This window comes from Streptomyces sp. NPDC050619 (genome assembly GCF_040654815.1).
In the GTDB taxonomy this organism is placed as follows: Bacteria; Actinomycetota; Actinomycetes; order Streptomycetales; family Streptomycetaceae; genus Streptomyces.
The window spans coordinates 161,972-179,602 of the sequence record NZ_JBFAIR010000015.1 but is presented as its reverse complement, the minus strand read 5'-3'; the positions used below and the strand labels follow the sequence as shown (position 1 = coordinate 179,602).

Annotated in this window: 16 protein-coding genes and 1 tRNA gene; 7 read left to right on the top strand and 10 right to left on the bottom strand. The window is 68.5% G+C overall.

Going from position 1 to position 17,631, the window contains the following annotated elements:
• Positions 1-13: 13 nt before the first annotated feature.
• From AB0I77_RS25020 to pknB, 3 genes are all read left to right on the top strand, one after another.
• Positions 14-1,453: an FtsW/RodA/SpoVE family cell cycle protein gene (locus AB0I77_RS25020; protein ID WP_363284890.1), complete on the top strand. Its 1,440-nt coding sequence runs from the start codon at positions 14-16 to the stop codon at positions 1,451-1,453.
• Positions 1,450-2,919: a penicillin-binding transpeptidase domain-containing protein gene (locus tag AB0I77_RS25015; RefSeq protein ID WP_363284889.1), complete on the top strand. Its 1,470-nt coding sequence runs from the start codon at positions 1,450-1,452 to the stop codon at positions 2,917-2,919. Before AB0I77_RS25020 ends, AB0I77_RS25015 begins: the two co-directional genes overlap by 4 nt.
• A 171-nt stretch (positions 2,920-3,090) precedes the next feature.
• A complete protein-coding gene (gene pknB, locus AB0I77_RS25010; RefSeq protein WP_363284888.1) occupies positions 3,091-5,091 on the top strand; it encodes a Stk1 family PASTA domain-containing Ser/Thr kinase in 2,001 nt (666 codons plus the stop codon).
• Between the two features lie 114 nt (positions 5,092-5,205).
• Here pknB and AB0I77_RS25005 read toward each other — a convergent pair whose 3' ends face one another.
• From AB0I77_RS25005 to AB0I77_RS24980, 6 genes are read right to left on the bottom strand one after another with little or no spacing between them, the layout of a single operon-like run.
• Entirely contained in the window at positions 5,206-5,994 is a 789-nt protein-coding gene (locus AB0I77_RS25005) for a class E sortase (RefSeq protein WP_363284887.1), read from the bottom strand.
• A 6-nt stretch (positions 5,995-6,000) separates the two neighbouring features.
• Positions 6,001-7,242, bottom strand: coding sequence for a class E sortase (locus AB0I77_RS25000; RefSeq protein ID WP_363284886.1), 1,242 nt, complete (start codon positions 7,240-7,242; stop codon positions 6,001-6,003).
• On the bottom strand, positions 7,239-7,877 hold the full coding sequence (locus AB0I77_RS24995) for an aminodeoxychorismate/anthranilate synthase component II (protein WP_363284885.1): 639 nt from the start codon (positions 7,875-7,877) through the stop codon (positions 7,239-7,241). The genes AB0I77_RS25000 and AB0I77_RS24995 overlap by 4 nt, the downstream gene beginning before the upstream one ends.
• Positions 7,874-8,071, bottom strand: a complete 198-nt coding sequence (locus AB0I77_RS24990; RefSeq protein WP_363284884.1) for a hypothetical protein — start codon at positions 8,069-8,071, stop codon at positions 7,874-7,876. The genes AB0I77_RS24995 and AB0I77_RS24990 overlap by 4 nt, the downstream gene beginning before the upstream one ends.
• Before the next feature lie 16 nt (positions 8,072-8,087).
• Positions 8,088-8,765, bottom strand: coding sequence for a class E sortase (locus AB0I77_RS24985; protein WP_363284883.1), 678 nt, complete (start codon positions 8,763-8,765; stop codon positions 8,088-8,090).
• Between the two features lie 22 nt (positions 8,766-8,787).
• Positions 8,788-9,567 (bottom strand): DUF881 domain-containing protein, encoded by a 780-nt coding sequence (locus AB0I77_RS24980; RefSeq protein ID WP_363284882.1) that lies wholly within the window; start codon positions 9,565-9,567, stop codon positions 8,788-8,790.
• A gap of 142 nt (positions 9,568-9,709) precedes the next feature.
• On the opposite strand from AB0I77_RS24980, the gene crgA reads away from it, so the two are divergent.
• Entirely contained in the window at positions 9,710-9,964 is a 255-nt protein-coding gene (crgA, locus tag AB0I77_RS24975) for a cell division protein CrgA (RefSeq protein WP_329411766.1), read from the top strand.
• Between the two features lie 300 nt (positions 9,965-10,264).
• Here the strand turns inward: crgA and AB0I77_RS24970 are convergent, their stop codons facing one another.
• Both AB0I77_RS24970 and AB0I77_RS24965 read right to left on the bottom strand, forming a co-directional pair.
• Positions 10,265-11,152 (bottom strand): rhomboid family intramembrane serine protease, encoded by an 888-nt coding sequence (locus tag AB0I77_RS24970; protein WP_363284881.1) that lies wholly within the window; start codon positions 11,150-11,152, stop codon positions 10,265-10,267.
• 166 nt (positions 11,153-11,318) lie between these two features.
• Positions 11,319-11,846 carry a peptidylprolyl isomerase gene (locus AB0I77_RS24965; protein WP_363284880.1) on the bottom strand — a complete coding sequence of 176 codons (528 nt, stop codon included), beginning with the start codon at positions 11,844-11,846 and terminating at the stop codon, positions 11,319-11,321.
• A 361-nt stretch (positions 11,847-12,207) separates the two neighbouring features.
• Between AB0I77_RS24965 and AB0I77_RS24960 the strand changes: the two genes are divergently transcribed.
• A complete protein-coding gene (locus AB0I77_RS24960; RefSeq protein WP_363284879.1) occupies positions 12,208-12,909 on the top strand; it encodes a DUF5324 family protein in 702 nt (233 codons plus the stop codon).
• Positions 12,910-13,027: 118 nt separating this feature from the next.
• Here the strand turns inward: AB0I77_RS24960 and AB0I77_RS24955 are convergent.
• Positions 13,028-13,100 (bottom strand) — tRNA-Ala (locus AB0I77_RS24955).
• Between the two features lie 183 nt (positions 13,101-13,283).
• Here AB0I77_RS24955 and AB0I77_RS24950 point away from each other — a divergent pair.
• Both AB0I77_RS24950 and AB0I77_RS24945 read left to right on the top strand, forming a co-directional pair.
• Positions 13,284-13,832 carry a DNA-binding protein gene (locus AB0I77_RS24950; protein ID WP_363284878.1) on the top strand — a complete coding sequence of 183 codons (549 nt, stop codon included), beginning with the start codon at positions 13,284-13,286 and terminating at the stop codon, positions 13,830-13,832.
• Between the two features lie 207 nt (positions 13,833-14,039).
• Positions 14,040-16,250: a protein kinase gene (locus tag AB0I77_RS24945; RefSeq protein WP_363284877.1), complete on the top strand. Its 2,211-nt coding sequence runs from the start codon at positions 14,040-14,042 to the stop codon at positions 16,248-16,250.
• Between the two features lie 85 nt (positions 16,251-16,335).
• Here AB0I77_RS24945 and AB0I77_RS24940 read toward each other — a convergent pair whose 3' ends face one another.
• Positions 16,336-17,604, bottom strand: a complete 1,269-nt coding sequence (locus AB0I77_RS24940; RefSeq protein WP_363284876.1) for a hypothetical protein — start codon at positions 17,602-17,604, stop codon at positions 16,336-16,338.
• Between the last annotated feature and the right edge of the window lie 27 nt (positions 17,605-17,631).

Here is a 17,631-nt window from a genome sequence, read left to right as displayed (position 1 = left end):
GCCCCGTCACACGATGAGCAGTACAACCAACCAGTCGACGCACCACACGTCCACGATCGGCTCGATCGGCACCCCGAGCCGGCGCAACACCGAGCTCGCCCTGCTGGTGTTCGCCGTACTCATCCCGGTGTTCGCCTACGCCAACGTGGGCCTGGCCATCAACGACCAGGTGCCCGCCGGTCTGCTGAGCTACGGCCTCGGACTCGGCCTGCTCGCGGGCGTCGGCCATCTCGTCGTACGGAAGTTCGCGCCCTACGCGGACCCGCTGCTGCTGCCGCTGGCGACGCTCCTCAACGGCATCGGCCTGGTGGTCATCTGGCGGCTGGACCAGTCGAAGCGACTTCAGGAGCGGGTCAGCAACTACGTCGACGCGGCCCCCCGCCAACTGCTGTACTCCGCGCTGGGCGTCGCCCTGTTCGCGGTCGTGCTGATCTTCCTCAAGGACCACCGCGTCCTGCAGCGCTACACGTACATCTCCATGGTCGGCGCGCTGATCCTGCTGCTTCTGCCGCTGGTCCCGGGACTCGGCCTGGACGTGTTCGGCGCCAGGATCTGGATCTCGATCGCCGGATTCACCATCCAGCCGGGAGAGTTCGCGAAGATCGCTCTCGCGATCTTCTTCGCCGGCTATCTCATGGTGAAGAGAGACGCCCTGGCCCTCGCCAGCCGCCGCTTCATGGGCCTCTACCTGCCGCGCGGCCGCGACCTCGGACCGATCGTCGTCGTCTGGGTGATCTCGATCCTGATCCTGGTCTTCGAGACCGACCTCGGTACGTCGCTGCTGTTCTTCGGAATGTTCATCATCATGCTGTACGTCGCCACCGAGCGCACCAGCTGGATCGTCTTCGGTCTGCTGATGTCCGCGGCCGGCGCCGTCGGCGTCGCCACCTTCGAAACGCATGTGCAGCAGCGCGTCGAGGCCTGGCTCGACCCCATGCGCGAGTTCACGCTCAGCCGGCAGGGCGTCGCCGGACACACCGAGCAGTCCATGCAGGCCCTGTGGGCCTTCGGCTCCGGCGGAACCCTCGGCACCGGCCTCGGCCAGGGCAACTCCGACCTCATCGGCTTCGCCGCCAACTCCGACTTCATCCTCGCCACCTTCGGCGAGGAACTCGGCCTGGCCGGCGTCATGGCGATCCTGCTGCTGTACGGCCTGATCGTGGAGCGCGGCGTGCGCACCTCCCTCGCCGCCCGCGACCCCTTCGGCAAGCTGCTCGCCGTCGGCCTCTCCGGCGCCTTCGCCCTCCAGGTCTTCGTAGTCGCAGGCGGCGTCATGGGCCTCATCCCGCTGACCGGCATGACCATGCCCTTCCTGGCGTACGGAGGCTCCTCCGTCATCGCCAACTGGGCCCTCATCGGCATCCTGATCCGCATCAGCGACACCGCACGCCGACCGGCGCCCGCCCCCGCCCCCAGCCCCGACGCCGAGATGACCCAGGTGGTCCGCCCGTGAACAAGCCCCTGCGCCGGATCGCGATCTTCTGCGGACTGCTGGTCCTCACCCTCCTCATCCGCGACAACTGGATCCAGTACGTCCAGGCCGACAGCCTCAGGACCGACGACAACAACCGCCGTGTCTCCATCGCGCGCTACGCCACGCCCCGCGGCGACATCATCGTCGGCGGCAGTCCCATCACCGGGCACACGACGACCTCGGGCGACTTCAAGTACAAGCGCACCTACAAGGACGGCGCGATGTGGGCGCCCGTCACCGGCTTCGTCTCGCAGGCCTACGGCGCCAACCAGCTGGAGTCCATCGAGGACGAGATCCTCACCGGCACCGACGACCGGCTCTTCTTCCGCAACACCCTCGACATGATCACGGGCAAGGCGAAGGAGGGCGGCAACGTCGTCACCACCCTCAACGCCGCCGCGCAGAAGGCCGCGTACGACGGCCTCAAGACGCGCGGCAAGGGCGCCGTCGCCGCCATCGAGCCGTCCACCGGCAAGATCCTGGCGCTGGCCTCCTTCCCGTCGTACGACCCCTCGACGATCGCCGGCAGCGGCACCTCCGACGAGGACGCCTGGAAGAAGCTTCAGAAGAAGGAAAACCCCGACGACCCGATGCTCAACCGGGCGCTGCGCGAGGTCTACCCGCCCGGCTCGACCTTCAAGGTCGTCACCGCGGCCGCCGCCCTGGAGAACAACCTCTACGACGGCGCGGACGTGAAGACCAATTCGCCGCTGCCGTGGATCATGCCGGGCACCACGACCCCGCTGAAGAACGAGGGCAACATCCCCTGCAAGAACGCGACCCTGCGCGTCGCGCTTCAGTACTCCTGCAACACGGTCTTCGGCAAGGTCGGCGCCGACCTCGGCAACGACAAGATGCTCGCGGAGGCCAAGAAGTTCGGCTTCGACGCCGAGCAGTTCACGCCGGTCCGCTCCAGCGCGTCGGTCTTCTCCGAGGGCATGAACGACTCGCAGACCGCGCTCTCCTCGATCGGCCAGTACAACACCGCCGCCAGCCCGCTGCAGATGGCCATGGTCGCCTCGGCCGTCGCCAACGACGGCACCCTGATGAAGCCGTACATGGTCGACCAACTCCAGGCACCGAACCTCGACACCATCGAGAAGACCGAGCCGGACAAGATGAGCCAGCCGCTGACGGCGAAGAACGCCCAGACCCTCCAGTCGATGATGGAGACCGTCGTCAAGGACGGCACCGGCAAGAACGCGCAGATCCCCGGCGTCACCGTGGGCGGCAAGACCGGTACCGCCCAGCACGGCGAGAACAACAGCAAGAACCCCTACGCCTGGTTCCTCTCGTACGCCAAGCTCAGCGACGGCAGCACCCCGGTCGCCGTGGCCGTGGTGGTCGAGGACGACAACGCCGTCCGCGACGACATCTCCGGCGGTGGCCTCGCGGCGCCCATCGCCAAGAGCGTGATGGAGGCGGTCATCAACAGCAAGAAGTGAGAGCCCCGTCACGTCGCCTTCACATAAGCGCACGTTGCGATACCGGTCCTGTATCGGGTTACGGGCTTGGCCAGGTCATACAAAGCGAGCCGGGTACGGTAGGCCCGGACGGCAGCCTCCGACCCACACGAACGTGCGGGCGGGACCGACGGAGAGGGCTGGTAGGAAGCTATGGAAGAGCCGCGTCGCCTCGGCGGCCGGTACGAGCTGGGCCATGTGCTCGGCCGTGGTGGGATGGCAGAGGTCTACCTCGCGCACGACACCCGCCTCGGCCGCACCGTGGCGGTGAAGACGCTGCGCGCGGATCTCGCGCGCGACCCGTCCTTCCAGGCCCGGTTCCGCCGGGAGGCCCAGTCGGCCGCCTCGCTCAACCATCCCGCGATCGTTGCGGTCTACGACACGGGCGAGGACTACATCGACGGGGTCTCGATCCCGTACATCGTCATGGAGTACGTCGACGGCTCCACCCTGCGCGAACTGCTCCACTCCGGCCGCAAGCTGCTGCCGGAGCGCGCCATGGAGATGACCATCGGCATCCTCCAGGGCCTGGAGTACGCCCACCGCAACGGCATCGTCCACCGCGACATCAAGCCCGCGAACGTCATGCTGACGCGCAACGGCCAGGTCAAGGTGATGGACTTCGGCATCGCCCGCGCCATGGGCGACTCCGGCATGACGATGACGCAGACGGCGGCGGTCATCGGCACCGCGCAGTACCTGTCGCCCGAGCAGGCGAAAGGAGAGCAGGTCGACGCCAGATCCGACCTGTACTCGACGGGCTGTCTGCTCTACGAGCTCCTGACGGTCCGCCCGCCCTTCGTGGGCGACTCCCCGGTCGCGGTCGCGTACCAGCACGTCCGGGAGGAGCCGCAGTCACCCAGCGTCTTCGACCCCGAGATCACGCCCGAGATGGACGCGATCGTCCTCAAGGCCCTCACCAAGGACCCGGACTACCGCTACCAGTCGGCCGACGAGATGCGCGTCGACATCGAGGCCTGCCTCGACGGCCAGCCGGTCGCGGCCACCGCCGCGATGGGCTCCGTGGGCTACGGCGGCTACCCCGACGACCAGCCGACCACGGCCCTGCGCGCCGACCCGGGCGCCGGCGCCACCACGATGCTCCCGCCCATGAACCCGGACGACGGCGGCTACGGCTACGACGACCGCCGCGACCGCCGCCGCCAGAAGAAGTCGAACACCTCGACGATATTGCTGGTCGTGGCGGGCGTCCTGGTGCTGGTCGGCGCGGTCCTGATCGGCCGGTGGATCTTCGCGAGCAGCGGGGTGAGCAACGACACGGTGCCCGTGCCGAACTTCATCGGCCAGAGCCAGACCGATGCCAAGGCCCAGGCCACCAACTCGGACCTGAAGGTCGTCATCACGCAGAAGCCCTGCGAGGACCAGGCCAAGGGCAACATCTGCGATCAGGATCCGAAGCCGCCCGCCAAGGTCAAGAAGGAGTCCACCGTCAACCTGGTGGTGTCGACCGGGGCGCCGAAGGTGGCCGTTCCCAGCGTGATCGGCCTGAACATCGACGAGGCCAAGTCGAAGCTGGAGGCCGACGACTACCAGTTCAAGGTCAAGACGGAGACACGAGAGGTTCCTGACGACGATCCGGGCACCGTCCTGGACCAGGATCCGATCAAGGGCGAGGAGGTGGAGAAGGGAACGACGATCACCCTGACCATCGCCAAGGCGGAGGCGAAGTCCACCGTTCCGGACGTCATCGGCCAGACCTGTGACGACGCCAAGGCGCAGATGACGGCCAACGAGTTGGTCGGCAACTGCACGGAGGTGGAGACCGGCGACCAGAACCAGGTGGGCAAGGTCATCCAGACCAATCCGACGGCGGGCTCCGAGGTCGACAAGAACTCGCCGGTGGACATCCAGATCGGCAAGGTCGCGGAGAAGACGACGGTCCCGAGCGTCGTCGGGCAGACCGTGGGTCAGGCCAAGCAGACCCTCAACGCGGCGGGCTTCACCGACATCCAGTTCGCCGACGGCAGCGATCAGAGCGACGCGGCGTTCGTGCAGCAGCAGGACCCGCAAGGCAACAGCCAGGTCGACGACCCCGGTGACACGACGGTCACACTGACGACCGTCGGCGTCGGGAACAACGGCGGGAACAACGGCGGCAACGACAACGGCGGCTTCTTCGGAGGCGGCGGATAGGACGACTGAGCTCCCTACGCTCCGCGCGTCGCACGGCGAAGGCCCGAAGCCCCAAAGAACACTGGGGCTTCGGGCCTTCGCCGTGCCGGGGGACCTCGGTCCTGCGGCGTCACCTCACCGGAGTTCCTTGGGCGGCGTCCGAGCGCTGTTCACCCCGTCCACCCGCACCAGCTCCCCCCACACCACATACCGATACCGGCTCGTGTACACCGGCGTGCAGGTAGTCAGCGTGATGTACTTGCCGGCCTTCTTCTTGCCGGACTCCTTGGGGACCGCCGACAGGACCTTGACGTTGTACTTCGAGGTCTCGGGAAGGATGGCGTACACCTTGTAGACGTACCACTTGTCCTTCGTCTCGAAGACGATCGGGTCGCCCTTCCTGAGCTTGTCGATGTTGTGGAACTTCGCTCCGTGGCCGTCGCGGTGGGCGGCGAGCGTGAAGTTGCCGTTCTTGCCGCTGGTCGGGAGCGCGGACTTGACGGGGTCGGTGTAGTAGCCGGCCACGCCGTCGTTCAGGACCTTCGACGACGTGCCCTTCTCGACCAGGACCTCGCCGTTCTTCATCGCGGGCACGTGCAGGAAGCCGATGCCGCTCTTCGTGTCCAGCGCGCCCGGGCCCGTGTCCTTGTCCTTGTCCTGGTCCTGCTTGGCCCAGGTGTCGCGGACCTTGTCACCCTGCTGGTCCGCCCTGCGGTCGGCGACGACGTTCGTCCACCACAGCGAGTAGACGACGAACAGGCCGAGGACCAGACCCGCCGTGATGAGGAGTTCGCCGAAGACACTGACCGCCATGGCGATACGGCCGCCTCCGCGACGCCGTTTCGCGCGGGGCGGGGACGCGGACGCGGGCCCGCCGATGTTCTCTTCGTGCTCGGTGTCGCCGGTGGTCGCTGCCACGTTCATCTGCCCCTACTCGACGAGCGCATCCGGCTTGCCCTTGCTGCGCGGCCGTTCCTCGACCATCTTGCCCCAGACGATCAACCGGTACTTGCTGGTGAACTCCGGCGTGCAGGTGGTGAGGGTGATGTACCGGCCCGGTTCGGTGAATCCCGACCCCGGCGGCACGGGGTTGAGCACGCTCGTGTTGCTCGGCGAGGTCACCGGAAGCACCGACGCCATCTTGTAGACGAAGTACTCGTCCTGCGTCTCCACGACGATCGCGTCGCCCGGTTTGAGCTTGTTGATGTACCGGAACGGCTCACCGTGCGTGTTGCGGTGACCCGCCAGCCCGAAGTTCCCGGTCTTCGCGTCGGGCATCGCCGTCTTCAGCTCGCCCTCGCCGTAGTGCCCGACCATGCCGCGGTCGAGCACCTTCTTGTTGCTGACGCCCTCGGCGATCGGCACCACCACGTCCAGCTTGGGGATGTGCAGGATGGCGAAGCCCTGCCCCGGCTCGAAACTGCCCGGATTGCGCTGGCCGCTCGCCCAGCCGTCCTGGAGGCTGCTCGTCTCCTTGTCCGCCTGCGCGTGCGCCCGGACGTTCGTCCACCACAGCTGGTAGGTGACGAACAGCAGCATCAGCACACCGGTGGTGATGAACACCTCACCGATCGCCCGGCTGGCGACGACCGCCGGGCCGGGCTTGCGCGCCCGCTCCTGCCGACGCGCCTCGACCCGGGACAGCGGCTTGCCCTCCGCCGCCGATTCCAGCGCGTCCAACGACGCCTCAGGCTCCGATGCGCCTCCATGACGCCCATGACGCCGCTTGGCGGCCTTCCTGCGGGCCGCACGACCACCGGTGGGGGTTCCTGTGGCGGACGATGCCGATGAGGCCGCAGAAGCGGATAGGGACTCGCCGCCGACCATCCGCTCCGGCGGCTCGGGTATCCGCAGGGCCACTGTCTCTTCGTCGATCGGGGCGACGGGCGCTGCGGGGGTTGGGGGGTTTGTGGGGTTTGTGGGGGTCACAGGTGCTGCGGGGGTTACGGAGGCCGCTGCGGGGGGATCGAACGGCTCCCCGCCGAGCGGTTCATACGGCGGTTCATACGGCGCTTCGTATTGCGCTTCATACGGCTCATACGACGCTTCGTACGGCGCACCACCGGCATACGAGTCCCCGAACCCACCGGGAGCCCCGGGAGCCCCCGATGCCCCGTACGGCTGCTCCCCGTACGAGGCATCGGACTCGCGCTCGGGGCGCAGCGCGGTCACGCCGTGGCCCTGCCCACCACCGGGGCGAGCCCCGCCGACCTCGCCACCGCGCCCTGGTCCCCGCACTCCACCAGCCAGTTGGCCAGCATCCGGTGCCCGTGCTCGGTCAGTACCGACTCGGGGTGGAACTGCACGCCCTCGACGGGCAGTTCACGGTGGCGCAGGCCCATGATGATGCCGTCGTGCGTCCGCGCGGTCACTTCCAGCTCGGCTGGGACCGTCGCCGGCTCGGCGGCCAGCGAGTGGTACCGGGTCGCCGTGAAGGGCGAGGGGAGCCCGCCGAAGACACCCTTGCCCTCATGCTCGACCAGCGACGTCTTGCCGTGCAGCAGCTCGGGGGCGCGGTCCACGACACCGCCGTACGCCACCTGCATCGACTGCATGCCCAGGCAGACACCGAAGACGGGCACCCGGGTCGCGGCGCAGTGACGCACCATCTCGACGCAGATCCCGGCCTCCTCCGGCGTACCGGGGCCCGGCGACAGCAGCACACCGTCGAAGCCGTCCTGGGCGTGCGCCGTCGACACCTCGTCGTTGCGCAGCACCTCGCACTCGGCGCCCAGCTGGTACAGGTACTGAACCAGGTTGAAGACGAAGCTGTCGTAGTTGTCGACGACGAGAATCCGCGCACTCACTGGTTGTCCACCGTCACATCGTTGAAGGGAAGCAGCGGTTCGGCCCACGGAAAGACGTACTGGAAGAGGACGTAGACCACGGCCACGACCAACGCGAGTGAGATCAACGCCTTCACCCCTGCGTTCCCCGGCAGATGCCGCCAGATCCAGCCGTACATGCCGTCCCTTCCGTCGCGCCACGGCACCAGACTCACGCCGTACGTCAACAGACTAACGGCGCAGCGCCTCCGGTTTCCCGGCCTCCACAGGCTGTGTGGAGTCCAGGTGCGCCCAGACGATCAGCCGATGGCTGTGCCCCCACTCCGGTTCGCACGTGGTCAGTGTGAGGTAGCGGCCCGGGCGCGTATACCCCGACTTACGTGGCACAGGGTCGATCACCTCGATGTCCGAGGGCAGGGTTTTGTATGGCCCTTTGTCGATCCGATACGTGAACCAGGTCGTCCCGTCCGTCAGCACCACCGCGTCACCACGGCGCAGCTCGGGGAAGTCCTTGAAGGGATCCCCGTACGTCCGCCGGTGGCCGGCGACCGAGAAGTTGCCCTTCTCACCGAGCCCCGCGGTGTTCGCGTAGTGGCCGAGCCCCTTCTTCAGGGTGCCGGTGGCGGTGCCTTCAAGGACGGGCTTGTTCCACGTGAAACCAAGACGCGGGATGTACATGATCGCGAAAGGCTTGCCGCTTCGGTACGACGCCGGTTCCGCGGGGCTCTCGGGCGCGGTCGTGGGCCGCGTGGCTCCCGTCGACCACTGTTCCTCTAAGCGATCGATCTGGTCGTCCATGACCCGGTCGGCCTTCACACCGGTCCAGAACAGCACATAGACGACGAAGAGCACGATCACGGCGCCCACAGTGATGCACAGCTCGCTGACGCTCCTGACAATCACACGCACCGGCGGCTCCAGAGGGGACCGACTACTCCACAGGCTTCGCGTAGTGCAGATCCACTGTGCCCGAGTAACCCGGCAGCGTCACGGCCCCGCGCTCGGTGACTTTCCAGCCGAGTCCGTAGACATTCACGTAGACCATGTAGTTCTGGATCGTCGGCGACGCGGTGAGCGCCTTCCGCAGTCTGTCCGGGTCGCCGACCGCCGTGACCTTGTACGGCGGTGAGTAGACACGGCCCTGGAGGATCAGGGTGTTGCCCACGCAGCGCACGGCGCTGGTGGAGATCAGCCGCTGGTCCATGATCTTGATCCCCTCGGCCCCGCCCTGCCACAGGGCGTTCACCACCGCCTGGAGGTCCTGCTGGTGGATGACCAGATAGTCGGGCTGCGGCTCGGGATAGCCGGGAAGCTTGGCGGTGGCGTCCGGCGGGGCGTCGTCGAGCGTGACGGTGAGGGCCTCGCCCGTGAGCTTCTGCGTGCCGGCGTTCTTCTCCAGGGCGGCCAGCTTGTCGTCCTCGGCCTTGGTGCTGCCGTCGTCCCGTTCGGCGAGCGACTCGATGTCGTGACGCAGGGCGCCGTTGGACTCGTCGAGCTCGCCGTTCTTGCGGCTGCGTTCCTGGATGAGGTCCGACAGCTTCAGCAAGGAGGTGTCCGTGCGGATATTGGTGCCCTTGGCCGTGTTGAAGCTGGTGAAGAAGATGAGTCCCGCGAGAGCGAAGACACCTGCCGTGAGCAGCCGCACCGGCCGGAAACGCCGCCGGCGTCCAGGGCTGGTGCCCGTCCCGGGGAAGTCGGCAGAATTGCTCAACGTACCCTTATCTCCTTCGGCGCCGCGGAAGCACTACGCTAACGGACGCCGGGGGGAGCGCTCAGTGTCCCCTTGTACGCTGCCCCGGAGCCAGCCAGAGTTCCCTGCGCGGCCACGCAGCGCATCGACAGGAGAGACCCTCGTGCCGAAGTCACGTATCCGCAAGAAGGCCGACTACACGCCGCCGCCGGCGAAGCAGACGACCGCCATCAAGCTGAACAGCCGCGCGTGGGTTGCGCCCGTCATGCTGGCCATGTTCCTCATCGGCCTCGCATGGATCGTCGTCTTCTATGTGACCGACGGTTCGCTGCCCATCGACCAGCTGGACAACTGGAACATCGTGGTGGGCTTCGGCTTCATCGCCGCCGGATTCGGTGTCTCCACCCAGTGGAAGTAGCGGCCACGACCCAGTGAACACAGCTCTCCCCAGGGCTATCCACTGAGTTATCCACAGCCGTTGTCCACACGTGGGGAAAAGAAAGACGATCTGTGGATAACCCATCGAGCGTTGACGCCGGTGTGACTGACTGACCGGCACTCGAAAGCTCGTTCGCCCCCTGCCTGACCTGCGGAAACACAGGTCAGCGACAGGGGGCACAGCTGTTCCCGCACACTATGCACAAGATCCGACACTGACTGTGGACAACGGCAGTGCTCAGGTGGAAGAAGACGCTGCTCACGTGTAAGAAGACGCCGCTCAGGTGAGCTGAGCCGTTCTCAGCAACGTCACGAGCACGACCACGGCCAGGACCAGCGCACAGGTGCCGTACTGGATCAGCGCGCGCCGCTCGCGCGGGGCGTGGACCATGGCGTAGCCGGTCACGACGCCGGCCACGAGACCGCCGATGTGGGCCTGCCAGGAGATGTTGAACCCGGGGCTGAAGGTGAAGATCAGGTTGATCACCAGCAGGGCGATGATCGGCCGCAGATCCTGATTGAGGCGGCGCATGAGAACGGCGGTGGCACCGAAGAGGCCGAAGATGGCGCCGGAGGCGCCGAGTGTGGCCGTGGTCGGAGAGGCCAGCAGATAGGCCAGGGCGCTGCCGGCGAGGCCCGAGACGAAGTAGAGCGCGAGGTAGCGGGAGCGGCCGAGGACGGCTTCGAGGGGGCCGCCGAGCCACCACAGGCTCAGCATGTTGAACCCGATGTGCCAGATCTCGTTGTGCGTGAACATCGAGGTCACCAGGCGGTACCACTCACCGCCCGCGACGCCCTCGTCGGGTGTGAAGGGCTCCGGCGGCCATGCGCCGAGGAGGACCAGGTCGTTCAGCAGTGCCGGCCGGACGTGGACGGCGATGAACACGGCGACGTTGATCCCGATGAGGATCTTGGTGAGCAGACGGGGGTCGGCGGTGATGGTGCCGCCGGCGAGTGTGCGGGGCTGTGCGGCTGTCGGGGCGTGGCCCGTGCCGGAGCCGTTGCGGACGCATTCGGGGCACTGGAAGCCGACGGAGGCGCTGACCATGCACTCGGGGCAGATCGGCCGCTCGCAGCGGGTGCAGCGGACGCCGGTCTCGCGGTCCGGGTGCCGGTAGCAGCCGGGCAGGCTCTGGGCGTCCTGCGAACTGCCTGTCGCCTGGTCCATGAGATCCCCTGATTCGTCGTACGCACATGCACCGCCCCGCCCATCCTTACGGATGAGCGGGGCGTTTGGTTCCCTTCGCGCAGGCTTGAGAGGTCGGCCCGGCGGATCCTGGCCGGTTGCCCGATTACCCGATTGCGCGGTTACCCGGTTACCCGGCTGTCTCGCCCTAGCGGGTTTCGACGACGATCGACTCGATGACGACGTCGTTGACCGGGCGGTCATTGGGCTTGGTGGTCGGGACGGCGGCGATAGCGTCCACGACCTTCTGACTGGCCGGCTCGGTGACCTCGCCGAAGATGGTGTGCTTGCGGTTCAGCCAGGCCGTCGGGGAGACGGTGATGAAGAACTGCGAGCCGTTGGTGCCGGGGCCGGCGTTGGCCATGGCCAGCAGATAGGGCTTGTTGAAGCCGAGGTCGGGGTGGAACTCGTCCTCGAACTCGTAGCCCGGGCCGCCGATGCCGGTGCCCAGCGGGTCACCGCCCTGGATCATGAAGCCGCTGATCACCCGGTGGAAGACCGTGCCGTCGTAGAGCTTCTTGGTGGACTTCTCGCCGGTGGCCGGGTGGGTCCACTCCCGCTCCCCCTGGGCGAGCTCGACGAAGTTCCGGACGGTCTTGGGCGCGTGGTTCGGCAGGAGCCGGACTTCGATGTCGCCGTGGTTCGTCTTCAGGGTGGCGTAGAGCTGCTCGGCCACGATGCGCCTTCCGTTGTCTTCCTGTGCCCTTCCGATCCTTGCATGGTTCGCCTCGCGCGTCGCCCGGCACCCTCCCGTGTGCCCGGCTTCGGTGGGTTCGCCGGCAGAAATCCGGCCGGACAGCTCCTGCCGGGGGCGCGGAGCGGCAATCCGTGGCATTGTCGACGACAAGCTCCTGTTGCCCTGTATTCATCCGCTATGCACGTGATCGGTTCTGGAGCAGTTCTTGATCGGAGATGGTCCGGAGTCAGCTCCGATGACCCGGATGCCCGCCCTCACATGCCCCGAAGCTCTCTGGCAGGCATGATCCGTAAAAGGGTGGAAAGTCGAAATACCGTACGCCACCGAGGAGGAGGAACCCGTGACCCGCATCGACAGCGTGCGCGCCGCGACCGGCTCGGCGAAGGACAGCGTGCTGCACGCCGCGGAAGTGGTGGCGCCTTACGCCGACACCGCCAAGGACAGGGCCGCGCACTATGCACAGGAGGCACGCGTACGGCTTGCGCCGAAGGTGTCGCATGCCACAGAACAGGCTCGCGCCCAGTACGGCGTTCATGTCGTGCCGCGTCTGGAGCAGGCCCGCTCGCAAGCGCTCGCACATGTACCGCCGAAGGTCGACCATGCGGCCGCACGTACCCGCATGGCCGCCCGTCAGGCCGCCGACTATTCCCGTCCGAGGATCGAGATGGCGGTGGCCGCGGCCGGGCCCGTTCGGGAAGAGGCGGCCGCACGCAGTGCCGCCGCGCTGGCCGCGCTGCGCGGCCAGGTCTCGCCCAGGGAGATCCAGAAGCTGGCTCGCAGGCACGAGCGGCGGGCGCGAGCCGGCCGGCTGGCCAAGGCACTGACGGCTGTGGGCATCTTCGCCGGCGGCGCCTTCGCCGCCTGGAAATGGTGGGACAAGCAGGCCAACCCCGACTGGCTGGTCGAGCCGCCCGCCGCGACGGAGGTCCCGGAATCGAGCGGGCTGACCTCGGTGGACGGCAGCGGCCAGTCCGTGCTCGACCCCGAGGTGGAGGCCAAGCAGGCCGAGGACGAGGCCACGCACCGCGACGAACAGCGCTGACGGCGACGCCGCACAGGGTTTCACGGGTTTCACGTGAAACAACCGGCCGCGGCGTCCCCTCAACGCACGAATGCCCTCCGACTCAGCGTTCTCGCGAGCCGGAGGGCATTGGTGTGTGTGGAGCCTAGGGGAGTCGAACCCCTGACATCTGCCATGCAAAGACAGCGCTCTACCAACTGAGCTAAGGCCCCGGAAGATGGTCGTCCGCCCGGAAAAACCGCGTTCCGGTGGGCGCCGCAGACCAGAGTACCGGGTCACCCCCGGGAATCCGCAAAAAGATTGGGGGTCCCCGCGAACGACCACTCTCCGTAAGATGCTCCGCGTGGTTCGCTACAGCGAACCACAGTTTTTTGGGGAAGCGATGGGGAGACGCAATGGACGCCGCACAGCAGGAAGCGACCGCAAGAGCGCGGGAACTGCAGCGGAACTGGTACGGGGAGCCGCTGGGGGCGCTCTTCCGTAAGCTCATCGACGATCTTGGACTCAACCAAGCTCGTCTCGCGGGGGTACTGGGACTGTCCGCACCGATGCTGTCGCAGCTGATGAGCGGTCAGCGGGCGAAGATCGGCAATCCCGCGGTGGTTCAGCGGGTGCAGTTGCTACAGGACCTGGCGGGTCAGGTCGCGGACGGCAGCGTCAGCGCGGCTGAGGCGACCGACCGCATGGAGGAGATCAAGAAGTCGCAGGGGGGGTCGGTGCTCAGCAACACCACGCAGACGACGAGTAGTTCGGGGGCGCCCACGGTCAAGCGGGTGGTCCGCGAGATCCAGTCGCTGCTGCGCTCGGTGTCGGCCGCGGGAGACATCATCGACGCGGCGGACACCCTCGCCCCGAGCCACCCGGAACTGGCAGAGTTCCTCCGGGTGTACGGCGCCGGCCGCACGTCCGACGCGGTGGCGCACTACCAGTCCCACCAGAGCTGAATCCGCCGGCCCGGTCGCCGAAGGGGGTTCGGCGACCCGGTCCGACGGCGGAGAAGGGGCGCGAGGGGTCGCGCCCCTCTTCGGGAGGGACACGTGGGTGTGTGTCTTTCAGCGAACCAGGGCGCGAGAGGGGTCGTATCGCTCATCGAGGGGGAAGCAAGGGGGATAACCGGGGGACAACCGAAGGGGGAGGAGCGACGCACAACCATGGGTGAGGTCTTCGCCGGGCGGTACGAACTGGTCGACCCGATCGGACGCGGAGGGGTCGGCGCCGTCTGGCGTGCCTGGGACCACCGCCGCCGCCGTTATGTGGCCGCCAAGGTCCTTCAGCAGAGGGATGCGCACGCGCTGCTGCGTTTCGTCCGCGAGCAGGCGCTGCGGATCGACCATCCCCATGTGCTCGCGCCCGCCAGCTGGGCCGCCGACGACGACCAGGTCCTGTTCACCATGGACCTGGTCGCGGGCGGCTCGCTGGCCCATCTGGTCGGGGACTACGGCCCGCTGCCCCCGGCCTTCGTCTGTACGCTGCTCGACCAACTCCTGGCGGGGCTCGCCGCGGTGCACGCGGAAGGTGTCGTACACCGGGACATCAAGCCGGCCAACATTCTGCTGGAAGCCACGGGCACGGCTCGTCCGCGGCTGCGTCTGTCGGACTTCGGGATCGCCATGCGGCTGGGCGAGCCGCGCCTGACGGAGACCAACCTCGTGGTCGGGACGCCCGGTTATCTCGCGCCGGAGCAGATGCTGGGCGCGGAGCCGGACTTTCCCGCGGACCTGTTCGGCGTGGGGCTGGTCGCCCTGTATTTGCTGGAGGGCGCCAAGCCGGACGCCAAGGCGCTCGTGCAGTACTTCGCGGCACATGGGACACCGAGTGCGCCTCAGGGCATTCCCGAACCGCTGTGGCAGGTCGTGGCCTCGATGCTGCAACCGGACCCACAGGCGCGGTTCCGCACGGCCACGGGGGCGCGCAAGGCGCTCGCCTCGGCCGTGGAACTCCTGCCGGAGCCCGGCCCCGACGACGAGCTGATCGAGATCTTCGACCAACTCGGCCCGCTGCCACCAGGGTTCGCTCCTGAGGGCCCGCTCAAAAAGGCACAGGGAGTGGAGCAGGGGCCGGGATCGGGATCGGGGGCCTCCCGAACGGGAGGCAGCCGCGTGACCGCCGGCCACGGGACCAACTCCGTGTCCGCCCAACCGGGTACGGATGCGCCGAACGGCTATCCCGGTACGGGGTTCCCAGCCGCTGACCCCGGTACGGGGATCCCAGCCGCCGTCCCTGGCACGGGCTTCCCGGCCGCCGTCCCCGGTACGGGCTTCCCGGCTGGCGTCCCCGGTACGGGACCCGCGACCGGTCACCCAGGGGTGGGACCCGCAGCCGCTCAGGCAGACGCGGGACCCGGCGCCGCAGTCCCAGGAACGGACTCCTCGACCGCTCGCCCCGCCATGGGCTCCGCAGCCGCTCAGGCAGGCACGCGACCCGTGACCGCTCACCCCCCAGGCGCCGGCCCCGCACCGGCCCGCCCAGACACGGGACCCGGAGCCGCCGCCGAAGGCCCCGGCACAGGTTCCGTGCCGGCGTGGCCCGGCTGGGACGGCTCGGGGACGCCCGGCAGGGACGGCACCGACGGCACCGGACCGTCGAGGGCAGACGGCTTCGGATCCTCCGGGGTGGGCGGCACCGGACCATCGACAGCAGACGGCTTCAGATCCCCCGGGCTAGGCGGCACCGGATCGTCCGGGGCAGACGGCTCCGGATCGTCGGGCGCTGGCGGCTCCGGATCGTCCGCGGCGAGCGGCACCGGACCATCCCGCTCAGGTGCAGGGTTCGTACCCGCCCCCGCCGATCCGCGCCACCGCACCGGCTCGCTGCCGGAGTCGAACAGTGCGGCGGCGTCTCGTTCCGCTGATGTTCCGGCCCGCCCAGCCGTCCACTCGGAGTCGTCCGCTCCCGCGCAGCCGATCGCCATGTCGGACACCGGCAGCTTTCACCTGCCGCCGCCTCAGGCCACCGCCTCCTCCCCCCAGACACCCGCCCCACAGCCCCAACATCAACATCCACAACCCACGGCACAGCCATACCAGGGACCACCCCACCAGCCCCCCCACGTCTCCCCGCATGACCCCACGCATGTGCTGTCCTCCCCTCGACCGACCGCACCTCGGTACCCCACTCACACCCCGCCAACGGCGCCGCACCAGCACCGTGAAACCTCTACTGCGTCGTACACCGCTCAGGTTCCGCAGCTCCCGCAGGTCCCGCAGGTCCCGCAAACGGCTCAGGCGATTTCGCAGCCGCGCCACCGCGCCGACCGCCGCGCACGCCGTCGTTCCGGCCCGCCCGCCAAGGCGGCGATCCCGATCCTGCTTCTGGCGCTGGCCTGCTACGCCGTGGGTTTCTGGGCCCTGACCCGGATCTGAGCGCCCCGGTGCCGCACCGCGCGACCGTGTCGCCACACGGACACGGCGTACCGCTGCCGTACAGCCGAACCGAGGCGCTGTTCTGTCAGGCCCTGGCCCGCCGCCGACCCAGCGCCGTCCACACCCCGAGGCCCACCAGCAGCACGGTCCCGGTGCCGAGCCCGCTCGCGGCGAGCAGCCTCATCCCGGTGTCGCCGTTCGCCGCCGTTCTGGCCTCCGACACCGCCTCCCGCCCCTTCCCCGCGACCTCGAAGAGGCCCGGCGGAGCGGACTCCCCCGCATATCCGGGACCGGCCTCAGCCGCACCCGAGACCCGCACGCGCAGCGTGAGTCCGAACGGTCCGTCGCCGAACTCCTCGGTCACCTGCTCCGCCAGGTGCACGACGAGGTAGTACGAGCCGGCGAACCGCATGCGGCTCACCCGGTCGGAGACGGCATGGCGGTTGGCGTACGCGACCGGTGGCAGCGGTTCGAGGTCGGCCGACTTCTGGCTGCCGTTGTAGAAGACACCCCTGTCGTCGACGAAGCCGCGCACGGGGTTGTAGAGGGACAGGGTCAGGGCGCCGGACACAAAGCCCTTGCCGCCGCTCGAACTGCCCAGTTCGGCGGTGGCGTTGAGCTGTTGGCCCCAGTCCACGGGCACCTCGTAGAAGAGCGTCTGCCCGGGCCGGACGTCGTCCCGCCAGACGCCCTGCTGGAGGGGCGTCGCCGCGCCGAAACCCCCGCCGCCCCGACGGCGGACGGCGTCGTCGGTGAGGGGTTCGGGCGAGGTTGAGTTCCAGGTTTCGGGTGCGCTCGTCGGGCCGGTCTGCTCAGGGCGGGGTTCCGCCACCGGAGCGAGTTCCAGGTCCCAGGCGTCCGTCGAGGATCCTTCGCGGTGGACGCGCTCGACGAGCACGTAGTACGTACCGCTGTTCTGGCACAGGGACCGGCCGGGCGTGGGCTCGCGCTCTCCCAGGGCCGTGATCGGGTGGGGGCTGCGGGAGGCGCCGATGCTGACGGTGTCGACGGAGCAGGGGCGGCTGTTGGCGTCCTGGACCGACACCCTGATGCCGTCGGAGGCGGAGACCGTCGTACCCGGGTGGGGGACGGCCGTGACGGAGACGTACGCGCTGGACGTGGCGTCGAGTTCGAGGCGGTAGTAGAGCGTGCCGTCGCTGGGGAGGGAGCTGCGGTACGTCGTGCCGGGCGCCAGGCGTTGGGCGTCCGCGGTGCTTGTCGCTCCGGGGGCCGTCCGGGCGCCCGCGGGGAAGGCGTAGGGGCTCGGTGTGCCGGCCGCCCAGGCGGACGAGCCGGGCAGGGCAGCCGCTGTGCACAGGACCACGCCCACGACCGCCCCGCGCACCGCCCGCACGCCGGCGGCTCCGGCGCGCCCGGGCGC